This is a genomic window from Sphingobium sp. (assembly GCF_035511395.1).
In the GTDB taxonomy this organism is placed as follows: Bacteria; Pseudomonadota; Alphaproteobacteria; order Sphingomonadales; family Sphingomonadaceae; genus Sphingobium.
This window is the reverse complement of the sequence record NZ_DATKFP010000260.1, coordinates 24226-34822: the sequence shown is the minus strand read 5'-3', so window position 1 is coordinate 34822 and position 10597 is coordinate 24226. Positions and strand designations below refer to the sequence as shown.

At 61.3% G+C, this 10597-nt stretch carries 10 protein-coding genes and 1 pseudogene; 2 read left to right on the top strand and 9 right to left on the bottom strand.

What is annotated here, in order from left to right:
• From VMR39_RS18530 to VMR39_RS18490, 9 genes are all read right to left on the bottom strand, one after another.
• A partial coding sequence (locus VMR39_RS18530; protein WP_325417805.1) for a TonB-dependent receptor occupies positions 1 to 1222 on the bottom strand: 1222 nt, incomplete at its 3' end.
• Between the two features lie 33 nt (positions 1223 to 1255).
• The gene (locus VMR39_RS18525) at positions 1256 to 2167 is read right to left on the bottom strand and encodes an NAD-dependent epimerase/dehydratase family protein (RefSeq protein WP_325417803.1); all 912 of its coding nucleotides are present in this window, start codon (positions 2165 to 2167) and stop codon (positions 1256 to 1258) included.
• Positions 2168 to 2178: 11 nt separating this feature from the next.
• Positions 2179 to 2952: an SDR family oxidoreductase gene (locus VMR39_RS18520; protein ID WP_325417801.1), complete on the bottom strand. Its 774-nt coding sequence runs from the start codon at positions 2950 to 2952 to the stop codon at positions 2179 to 2181.
• Complete coding sequence (locus VMR39_RS18515) at positions 2949 to 3380, bottom strand: nuclear transport factor 2 family protein (protein ID WP_325417799.1); 432 nt, start codon at positions 3378 to 3380, stop codon at positions 2949 to 2951. The genes VMR39_RS18520 and VMR39_RS18515 overlap by 4 nt, the downstream gene beginning before the upstream one ends.
• 4 nt (positions 3381 to 3384) lie before the next feature.
• On the bottom strand, positions 3385 to 4161 hold the full coding sequence (locus VMR39_RS18510) for an SDR family oxidoreductase (RefSeq protein ID WP_325417796.1): 777 nt from the start codon (positions 4159 to 4161) through the stop codon (positions 3385 to 3387).
• Positions 4162 to 4230: 69 nt separating this feature from the next.
• Positions 4231 to 5064 carry an SDR family oxidoreductase gene (locus VMR39_RS18505; RefSeq protein ID WP_325417794.1) on the bottom strand — a complete coding sequence of 278 codons (834 nt, stop codon included), beginning with the start codon at positions 5062 to 5064 and terminating at the stop codon, positions 4231 to 4233.
• A gap of 131 nt (positions 5065 to 5195) precedes the next feature.
• On the bottom strand, positions 5196 to 6293 hold the full coding sequence (locus tag VMR39_RS18500) for a tyrosine-protein phosphatase (RefSeq protein WP_325417792.1): 1098 nt from the start codon (positions 6291 to 6293) through the stop codon (positions 5196 to 5198).
• Between the two features lie 5 nt (positions 6294 to 6298).
• The gene (locus VMR39_RS18495) at positions 6299 to 7075 is read right to left on the bottom strand and encodes an SDR family NAD(P)-dependent oxidoreductase (protein ID WP_325417790.1); all 777 of its coding nucleotides are present in this window, start codon (positions 7073 to 7075) and stop codon (positions 6299 to 6301) included.
• 34 nt (positions 7076 to 7109) lie between these two features.
• Entirely contained in the window at positions 7110 to 9263 is a 2154-nt protein-coding gene (locus tag VMR39_RS18490; RefSeq protein ID WP_325417788.1) for a TonB-dependent receptor, read from the bottom strand.
• A gap of 141 nt (positions 9264 to 9404) precedes the next feature.
• On the opposite strand from VMR39_RS18490, the gene VMR39_RS18485 reads away from it, so the two are divergent.
• The gene (locus VMR39_RS18485) at positions 9405 to 10040 is read left to right on the top strand and encodes a TetR/AcrR family transcriptional regulator (RefSeq protein WP_325417787.1); all 636 of its coding nucleotides are present in this window, start codon (positions 9405 to 9407) and stop codon (positions 10038 to 10040) included.
• A gap of 48 nt (positions 10041 to 10088) precedes the next feature.
• Positions 10089 to 10511 (top strand): annotated as a pseudogene (locus VMR39_RS18480) (transposase); the annotation flags it as partial.
• Positions 10512 to 10597: the final 86 nt, after the last annotated feature.

Genomic DNA, 10597 nt, shown 5'->3' with positions numbered 1-10597 from the left:
GGAAATAATAGCCGCCCAGGACATATTCGAACCGATCGCCGATATCGCCGAGCAGGTTGATCTCTTGCGAGAATTGATGCTGGCGACGGCGGTTCTGGGTGCTGAACAGATCGATCGGCGTCACGCCCAGAGGATTGAAGCTGAAAGGCGGGGCGAGCACTTCAGGACTGACGGTGAATCCGACAAGCCCCGAATTGCCGTCCAGATCGTCGCGGGCATTGCGGTTGCTCCATTTGCGAAAGCCCGTCAACGATCGGATCGTCACGCCGCCCAGTTCCAGTTCCGCCGTAATGGTGTGACCAATCACCTTGTCGGTCATCTTGCCCTGGTTGAGGGCGATCGGGTCGAGCCGATCGGTTGAATAGACCGGCGCGCTGCCGCCCAGCGCAGAGGATGCCTGAAGATAGCCGAGGATATCAGGCCGGATGACGGTCAACTGGAAAGCCGGGGCATAGCTTTCGCGCTTCGAGAAATCGAAGCCATAATCGAGCTTGAGCGGACCCGTGCTGAAACTTGCCGCCCCACGGAAGGCGTCGAGCACATAGGCGCCCGGATCGCGATTATCCGATGCGTTCAGATCGTCGACATAGCCGTTCCGTTCCTTGTGGAGATAGGTCAGTCGCGCCTTCAGGCCGGTGTCGGCAATGTTGCCGGTGTCGACCGACGTCTTGAGACTGTAATAGCCGTAATTGCCCGCCGATGCATCGACGCCCGCATGAAAGTCGTCGGCCGGCTTGGCGGTGATCAAATTCACTGCGCCGCCGATCGTGTTGCGGCCATAGAGCGTGCCTTGTGGTCCGCGCAGCACCTCGATCCGTTCCAGATCGAGAATGTCGAAGGCGCTACCTGCCGCGCGGCCCAGAATGATGCCGTCGACATAAAGGCCGACCGGGCTGTCCGACGTCAGGATGGGATCGATGTCGCCGATGCCCCGGATGAACAGCTGCATATTGGTGGATGAAGCGGGGGAGGTCGTCACCGACACGCTGGGTGCGACCGCGGTCAGATCTGCGGCGGAGGCGATGCCTTTGCTGCGGATCATCTCCTCATTAAGCGCCGTGACGGCGATCGGCGTCGATTGCAGATTTTCTGCCCGCTTCTGGGCGGTCACGACGATATCGGCGATGCCGCTTCCGGTATCTGCGGCCTCGGTCTGGGCCATTGCCGGCCGTGCGGAAAAGACAAGGGCGACGCCGCCCAGAAGAAAATATCGCAGTTTCATGGTCATCCTCTATTATGGATATTGCTCGGGATTTCAGGTCCGGACGCCGCCGAACTGTCCCGCGATTTCAGCGACGGCGGCCGCGATGTCGCGGCGGCGGTAGCCGAGCAACGCCGTTTCGCCGGCGTCAGGCTCGTAACGGATCCAGTTGCCCCGTCCTTGCGGGATCGCCACGTCCGGCAGCAGGGGCAGTTCCGCATCCCGTTCCTCGATCCGCACAGTGCTGCCGGCAGCGTCGAAGAAGAGCTGGAAATAATCGCGGAAGGACAGATTTTCGTCCCCCACCAGATAGGCCTTGCCTGGATCGCCATGAAGCAGCGCGCCTTCGAGCGCTTCCGACAGGGAGCGATAGGACATGAAATTGGTGCCGCCCGGCGGCGCATAGGCTTCGATCGGGATCAGTCCTTCGGCCCACTGCATATAGGGTTCGAAGATGACGCTGGGCAGGCCCGGAACGGCGCCGACCATGAAGGGCGCGTTGACGCTGATGACGTCGAAACCGGGGCGTCCCTGCGCCCGCGCACCTTCGCAGGCCGCAAGGCGCGATCGGATATAGCTGTTGTCGGCCAGCAAATGAGGTGCCGCCTGCGGATAGAAGCTGCCAAGTTGGATCGCGCGGCGGACGCCTGCTTCCCGACAGGCGGAAAAAAGGGCGGGCACCGCCTCATGATTGGCGCGGATCAGGAAGCTGTCGAAATCGCTGCCCTGCGGCACATGGCGCGGATCATTGCCGGCTGCGAAGATCACCCAGTCAAACCCCGCCAGTTGGTCCGGCGTGAAATCACCCTTCACATAGTCGCCCTGCAGGAAAGGCATGGCCGCCATGGGCGTCGACGCCAACGGCGTGCTGCGCCCGGCAATGGTCACATCATGGCCCTGGGCGGCCATGTGGATCGCGACATGGCCGCCCAGCGCGCCCGTGCCGCCAATCACCAACAATTTCATCTGATTTCCTTTCACAGGGTGAGGTCGGGGTTGCGGCGCAAATGGTTGCCGCCATCGATTGACAGGCATTCTCCCGTCATCCAGCCGCTTTCCGGCCCGGCGAGAAAGCGCACGGCGCCGGCTATGTCTTCCGGTTCGCCAAAACGCCCGAGTGGAAATTCGGGAAGGAACGCCTTTGCCGACCCCTGCCCGGCAAAAAGGTCGGCGGTACCTTCCGCACGGGTGAGGCCGGGACGCACGGCGTTGACCCGGATTTCGGCAGCGCCCAGTTCGTCGGCGGCCGCCCGGACGAGCGCTTCGACTGCACTCTTGGCGATATGATAGGCGCTCAGAAGACGGAAGGTGAGCGGGGCGGAACTGGAGGAGGTACAGATGATCGATCCCCCGGCCTTCATCAGCGGCGCGCCATGACGCACGGCGAAGAATGAGGTGAGGAGGTTATGCTCGACCGTCCGGCGCAATGTCTCCGCGTCCAGTTCGAGGAGCGGAGTGAAGCCGCCGCCGCCTATCGTCGCAAAAATGACGTCGAGCCTGCCCGCCCATCCATGGGCTCTCAGGAGTGCGCTTCTGACCGCCTCCTCGTCGGCGCAATTGCCGACGATCGGCAGGATCGTCGCATAGGGCACTATCGCGCGGATCGCTGCTTCCGAACGTGCCAGCCCTTCTTCCCGTCGCGCCATCAGCGCCAACCGTGCGCCGTCTCTTGCAAGTGCGATGGCGGAGGCGGTGGCGATCGCTCCCGAAGCGCCTGTGATGAACGCTGTCTGGCCGGCGAGCACACTCATTTCGGCACTTCCACTGCGCGCGTCTCGGTCCAGTCCAATATCAACTGTCGCCGCGTGAAGCACCAGCCAGTCGCTTCCCGCCGCCATTCGTCTTGATATCGGATCGTCCAGACCAGCACAGAATCCTGGTCGTGGAGGAGATGCTCAGCAATACAATATGTTTCGCCGGTCGCGCGGTCGCCGTCGATGACCGCGACCTGCTGATGCACGCGATGCTGGGTGGCGCGGAACATCTGCGTCAGCGTGTCGATAGCCGACAGGCAATTATCCAGTCCTCTGCTGGCGAAGCCCGGCCCCTCGATTACGCAGTCTTCGGCCAGAACTGTTCGCCACAACGCCTTGTCGCGCCGGTCTGCACCACATGCGTAAAGCTCCGCCGTTTGTAACAGCAGGTCGCGGTCGAGCATCGAGGAAAGGATGTGGCTCATCGGACTACAGAATTTCGCTTAAGGGCGGAAAGGCGGAGAGCAGGGCCGCGTCGATATTCTGGGCCTGACCGTTGATGCCGGCTGACCGGCGGCTGAGCAGGAACAGGGCGACCTCCGCTACTTGCTGCGCGGAAAGAGCGCCTCGATAGGCGGGATCGGCCAGCCCATCGGGTTCCTCGATCGCCTCCAGCCCGGCATGGCCCGTCATGCCTGACAGCACCATTCCGGGGCATATGGCGTTGATCCGGCTTCCGCGCTCTGCAAAGGCGGCCGCTGCCGATCGCACCAGCCCGATCAGCCCATGTTTGGAGATGGAATAGGCCGCCGCTTCGGCAAAACCGATTACGCCTGATAGGGAGGCCGTAACGACGCAACTGCCGCCCGGACGCAATCTTGCGCGCGCCTGCTGCACGCCCAGGAAAGTGCCCCTCAAATTGACGGCGATGACCCGGTCGAATGTCTCGATCGACAGATCTTCCAGTGGCCCATAGGGTTGCAGCGTCCCGGCGTTCAGGAACACGGCATCGATCCCGCCGAAACGTCGTTCGGCCAGGTCGAACATTCCCTGATTGTCCTGCTCGCTCGAAATATCGGCGCGGATGGCGGCGGCCTGCCCGCCGCGCGCGGCGATCAGTTCGGCGGTGCGTTCGGCCGAGGACAGGTCGATATCGGCCACGACGACCGCGGCGCCCTCCATCGCAAGCCGCTGGCAAGCCGCGCGTCCGATCCCCGACCCGCCGCCGGTAACCAATGCAGTCTTGTCAGCAAAAATGCTGGTCATTTTGCCTCCGTATCGATTTCGTGAAGAATGAAGAATGCCACCGTTCTCTTCTGAAGGCGGAAGTCGGTCTCAGGCGCTGAGATCGATGCCGTTGCCGCTGATCATCGGCGTCACCGTCCATTGTCCGTCAGGCGTCTGCATCCACCCTGCCGCCGCGAGCGCACCACCATTGACGTGCAGGGTCGTGCCCGTGACCCAGTCGGCGAGCGGACTGGCCAGATAGAGGGCGGCGTTGGCGCTGTCTTCCGGTCGACCGAAGCGGCCGAGGGGAATCCACTTGTCCATATGCGCCCGGTTGCGGGGTGGGATCATATAGTCCAGCGGCACTTGCGGCGTATCGGTCGTCTCCGGCGCGACAGCGTTCACCCGGATGCCGGACGGGCCAAGTTCAAGGGCGAGGCTTTGCGTGAGGCCGGTGACGGCCGCCTTGGCTGCGCCATAAAGCGCGCAATTGGGAATGCCGCGAAAGGCCTCGATGGAGGTGATGTTGACGATGCTGGCACCGGAGGCGGCTTGGCGCAGGAGTGGCAGCATCGCGCGGGTAACACGCACTGCCTGTCCGAAATTGATGTCGATTATCGCATCGGCTTCCTCGTCGGTCAGCGCCTCGAACGATTTGCTGTGCAGGAAATGACCGACATTGTTGATCAGAATGTCGAGTTTTCCATCCCAATGCCGCACCTTGTCCGCAAGCGTTCGAACATCGTCGCGGTTTGTTACGTCGCACCGGATGGTGAGCGCCGTGGGAAAGGCGGCTGCAAAGGTGGCGCAGCGCTGTTTTTCGGCCTCGGCAATGGCGACCCTCGCGCCGGCCTCCGCGAAGACTGTCGCGCAGGCAAGGCCAATTCCCGATCCGCCGCCGGTTATCAGGACGCTCCTGCCGGCAAAATCCATCGCCTTCATCACCCCTCCTCCATATCGGCCTATTGCCATTTGACGGACATGCTATGGATCTGCGCTCGAAACGCATGGTCCATTTGGACTATATGGGGGAATCGATTGAAATATGATGGACGCAATATGTGGCTCTATATCTATGTAGTATAAGATTTGCGTAAATATTCTATGATATCGCTACTCATGTTGAGGCCTTTGCGCAGATATGCATCGAATGTACCAAAGCGCTTTTCGACTTCTGCAAAAGCAGCGTTCAGATAGTCGGCACGCACGGTAAGGACCGATGAAAGATTGGCAGGGTCGATCGCACTACCCGATTTGCCAAGTGCCTCCACCGTCGCGGCATTTTTCCGCTTCAGAAAGCTATTGCTTGCCAGATAATCGGCCATCACCGTTTCGCGCGGCACGCCCAATATCGTCAGGATCACAGCTGTGGCCCAGCCGGTGCGGTCCTTGCCTGCGGTGCAATGATAGAGGAGGGGCGCGCCATTCGGTTCGGCGAGCCGATGGAGCATTGTGGCATAGGCTCGCCGCGCACTGCCCAGCGACACGAAGTCGCGATTAGCGGCTGTCAGCAGTTCGACGCCCTTGCCCGATGCAATGGCGCTTATCGCCTTGCGCATGTCGCCCCCGAGCGAGCCGTCGCTGTCCGCCGCCACGTCTAGGATCAGGGGCTGGCTACCGGGCGGCAGGCGATCCGGTTCGCGCGTTCTTTCACTCTGTGTACGCAGGTCGGCCACAAAATGCAGGCCCAGCCCGCCCAGCGCTTCAAGATCGGCATCGCTCACCCGATCAAGTTGGTCGGATCGATAAAGCAGGCCCATTTTCACCCAGCGTCCGTCGATCGTGCGATAGCCGCCAATGTCGCGCAAATTGGGGATGCTGGGCAGGTGCAACGCGCGGTCGGCGATGACCAGGGGACTTCCCTTATCGGGAACGAGCGTAAAATAAGGGCGCTGGCCGGAGGGCAGGCCATGGATCATGACGCTGCCCGACCCCGTTCCCTGCCCGACCCTATTCCCTCGCAATAGGGGAGAAGGTGTCGGCCCGGCATGAATAATGACATGCCGGACGCCCGCCGCCTGCCATTCGATCCGATAGGCTTCCCCGACCTTGATGGCGCTCGCCGAGAGGAAGGGGATGGCCGATCGGCTTCTCCCGGCGATCGGCGCAGTGCATCCGGCAAGGGCGGCCATGAGCGCGTGAGAGACGAACTGGCGGCGGGCAAACAGCATCGGTCTTATCCCCTTTGCGAGGAGATGTTGCCACCATCGACAACGATCTCCGATGCGGTGACATAGCTGGCTTCATCCGACAGCAGGAAGCGGACAACGCGCGCGACTTCCTGCGGTTCGCCGAGGCGGCCGAGCAGGATGCGCCTTTCAAACGCGCCTTCGGGCAATGCCTCGACTGTCGGGCGGAGCATGGGCGTCAGTATCTGGCCGGGCGATACCGAATTGATCCGTATGCCATCCATGGCGAGCCGATCGGCCAGGGAACGGACGAGCGACAGCATCCCACCCTTGGCCGCGCTGTAGATCGGATTGACCGCGTTGCCGAGTGTGGCGTTGATCGATGCGATCGTCACGATCGCCGATCCTTGGCGCGCCGCCAGGTCGGCGCGAATGGCCTGGACGATGAAGGCGAGCGAGCGCAGGTGGATGGCGATGCCGCTGTCCCAGCTTTCGGCCGTGATGCCGTCCAGGGATGCTGTATCGACGATACCCGCCGCGTGGACCAGTCCGCCAGGCGCGCCAAGGGCCTGCCGGGTTGCGGCCAGCGCAGCTTCGATGGCGTCGAGGTTGCGCAGGTCGATGCCGATCCCGACGGCTGCCACCCCATGGGATCGGGCGATGGCTTCGGCTGCCGCGGCAGCCTTGGCGCTATCGATATCCCATAGGGCGACGGGACGTCCGACAGAGGCGAGCGCCTCGGCGGAGGCAAGGCCGATGCCGGACGCGCCGCCTGTGACGATGACCGGAGACGCCGGGCTGGCGAGAGCGGGGGTAAGCGACATATGTGATGGTCCTTTCAATGAGAAGGAAGCGCCCTTAAAATTCGATGCCCAGATCGATGCCATAGGTGCGCGGTTCACCGAAGAGCGCGCCGGGGCGACCGACATTGAACTGCATGATATAGTAATTTTGATTGGTGAGGTTACGGCCCCAGACGCTCGCCCGCAGGCCCTTGATGCCGGGAATGTCCGTCAATGTCAGCCGGGCGTTCAGCAGGCCATAGTCGCCGATGACATATTTGCCGCTGGTAATCGTTGCATTGGTATATTTGTCGCTCTGCGCCGTGTAGTTGAGATTAGCGCTGACGCTGCCGATCGGAATCCTTGGCAGATCATAGTTGAGGTCGAAGGCGATCGTGTGTTTCGGGGCGTTGGTGAAGCGATAATTATCCGCAATATTGGCGCCCGTTGCGTCGATGATTTCCTTGTATCGCGCCGATAGATAGCCATAGTTGACTGACAGGCGCAGATCGCGCACCGGCGCCATGGTCAGGTCCATCTCGACGCCCTTGACTGTGGCGCGACCGGCGTTGAGCACGTCGGTCAGGCGGATATTGGTCGGATCCGACTGAACATTGACCTGGATATCTGAATATTTGGATATGAAACCTGCCGCATTGAAGCGTAGGCGATTGTCGAGCCACTGACTCTTGATACCCGCTTCATAGGACCAAAGCGTTTCGGGTCCGAAACCCGCGTCGAAGCGGGCGATAGAACTGGCGCGAACATTATAGCCGCCGCTCTTATAGCCCTTCACGGCCTTGACATAGACATTGACTTCGCGCGCCGCATCAAACGCGAGGATGAGACTTGGGCTGAAGTCCCGAAAGGTCCGGCTCCCATCGCCGACACCGGGGACGGCTATGATCGGGCCGTCATTCACCTGCGTCTGACGGGCGAGAGTGGCTTCGCGCTTGTCCCAGCTTTGCCGCAGGCCGACCGTCAGATGCAGCCTTCGGTCGAGCCATTGCGGCGTGACGGTTGCCTGGCCGAATAGAGCATAGGACCGGTTGTCGATCGTCGCGCTCGTGAAACTGCGCGTCACGGTCGGCGGACTGTAGCTGTTGCTGACATTGTCGCCGCTTTCGGAGAAATAATAGAACCCCGCGACATATTGCAGCCCGCCATCCATCGCATCACCGATCAGTTGGACTTCCTCGCTCCATTGGTCCTGCTTGGCGCGGCTGCTATTTTTCTGGAGCGGGAAGGGCCCGATGGCGCCAGTCAGATAATCCTGATTCTGGAAGTTATCGAGCTTGCGATAGCCGGTGATCGATCGGACGGTCATCGCTTCGCTGGCTTCCCATTCCGCGGTCAGGCTGTGCCCCTGTGCTGTGATGTCGTTCGGCAGTACATCGCGCACCAGCGGACTGCCGGCCTTCGGCCGGTCGATTATCGACGGATGGAGCGGAGAGAAGGCCACATAGGTAGGCGTGTCGCCTATTTCGGTGCGATCATAGCTGTAGCGAAGGCTCAGCGCGTCCGAAGGCTGCCACAGAACGTCCGCGCGCATCGCCTGACGATCCTCGTCGCCCCAGCGCTTGATGCCGGTGCCGGCATTGCGGATGAAGCCATCCTGCTGCTGGTTCACGTAGGACAGACGGGCGGCGATGGTCTGGCCGATCGGCACGTTGACCGCTGCCTTGAAGCGTCGATTATCGTAATTGCCGAGCGTCACTTGCCCCTTGAAGCCGAAATCGCCAAGGTCAGGCTTGCGGGTGATGAAGTTGATCGCGCCGCCGGTCGCGTTGCGGCCATATAGCGTGCCCTGCGGTCCGCGCAGCACCTCGATCCGGTCGAGGTCGGCGACCTCCATGGCAAGTCCCTGGCTGCGCGCGACATAGACCCCATCCATATAGACGGCGACGCCGCCATCCTGTGTGATCTGGTCGTCGGCCAGACCCACGCCGCGCATGAATATCTGCGTCGTTGCGGCGTTGTTGGGAAAGGGGGTGAGTTGAAGATTGGGTACCTGCGCGCGCAGGTCGGTAAGGCCGCCTATACCCTTGGTTTCCAGATCCTTTGCACTAAACGCGGCGATCGAGATGGGCGTGTCCTGAAGCGATTCCTCGCGCTTTTGGGCAGTAACAACGATCTCTTCAATGCCTGCCTCTTCCTGCGCCATCGCGGGAATAGCGGCGCTGCTCATCAGAATGGCAACGATCGACCTTGCGATCATGTGATTCGGCATATTTCCTCCCCTGAAATCGAGCGCTTGGGCGGCCGCTCTTCGGTCCGCCTCTCTTCAGCGTCCCAAATAATTTACCTACTAGTCCGTAGAATTTCAACCCCGGCTTGCGTGATCGGAAAGACAGGGCATAAGGACGGCATCATGAGTGCAATCAAACCGCCCGTTCGTCAGGCGCGTGGCGATGCGACCCGCCGCCAGATTCTGGATGAGGCGGAGCGTATTTTTGCCGATATCGGCTATGCTGCCGCGCGGCTTGATCATGTGGCCGATGCAGTCGGCATCCGACGCCCGTCGATCATCTATCATTTTCCGGGTAAGCAGCAGCTTTACGACGAGGTGGAAGCGGATATCTTCTCGTCCATGCATGCTTTCGTGCTCAACCGGATGAAAGGCGTCACTGACCCGATGGCTCAGCTGCTGACCCTGCTGGACGCCTGGCTTGATTTTCTGGTCGGGCGGCCGACCGCGGCGCGCATCATCCAGCGGCTGATTGCCGATTCAGCTGCGCATGGCGACAATCCGGTGCGTTTCTCCGAAACGGCGCTTCAGGACATAGAGGATGTGGTAGCCGCCGGCGTCGTCAGTGGTCAGTTCCAGCCGGTGTCTGCGATGGTGTTGCTCAATCTGGTGGCGGGCGGCGCACTACATTATGTCTGCAATGCGCATCAGTTAGGGCCGAGCCGCTCCTATGATCCTTCGGCGCCGGCGCAACTTGTCGAGTTCCGGGCGATGATGCATCGCCTGGCGAAGGCGGCGGTAACAGACGCACCTGCCTGACGCACGCTATCGGCGTTCGCTCGATATGGGTGTGTTCGACGCCATGCTCGAAACTTCGACCGAAATGGCGGGCCGCTCGGTTTCGTCCTGACGCTAGGCGAGATTCACGACCTGAAGGGCTTTGGCGCGCTGTTCAGGATGATCGCTGACAAGGCCAAAACAATGCTGACCGATCGGGGATATGATGCCGAAGCCATTCGTGGGGAGATCGCCTTCCATGGTGTTCGAACGGTGATCCCCGCAAGCGGGGACGCCGCAAACCGGCTCGCCATGATCGCGACAAATACCGTCAGCGCAGCCGCGGCGAGCAACTCTTCAACAAGCTCAAAAGCTGGCGACGCGTTGCTGCCCGCCAAGACAAAACCAGAAAGTCCTATCTCGGCTTCGTCAGCATCGCATCAGGACTGCTCTGCTGTCCTTTGTCCACGAAGCCTGGTCGCTGCCGGCAATCCTATCCCGCTTCAAATGTAGGATTTTCTCTGATTTATCCTGTCGGATGGATCAGTCCCGCCTTCCGCAGATCATGCCTTACCCCGCCGTGGTGCGTCGCTGTCACC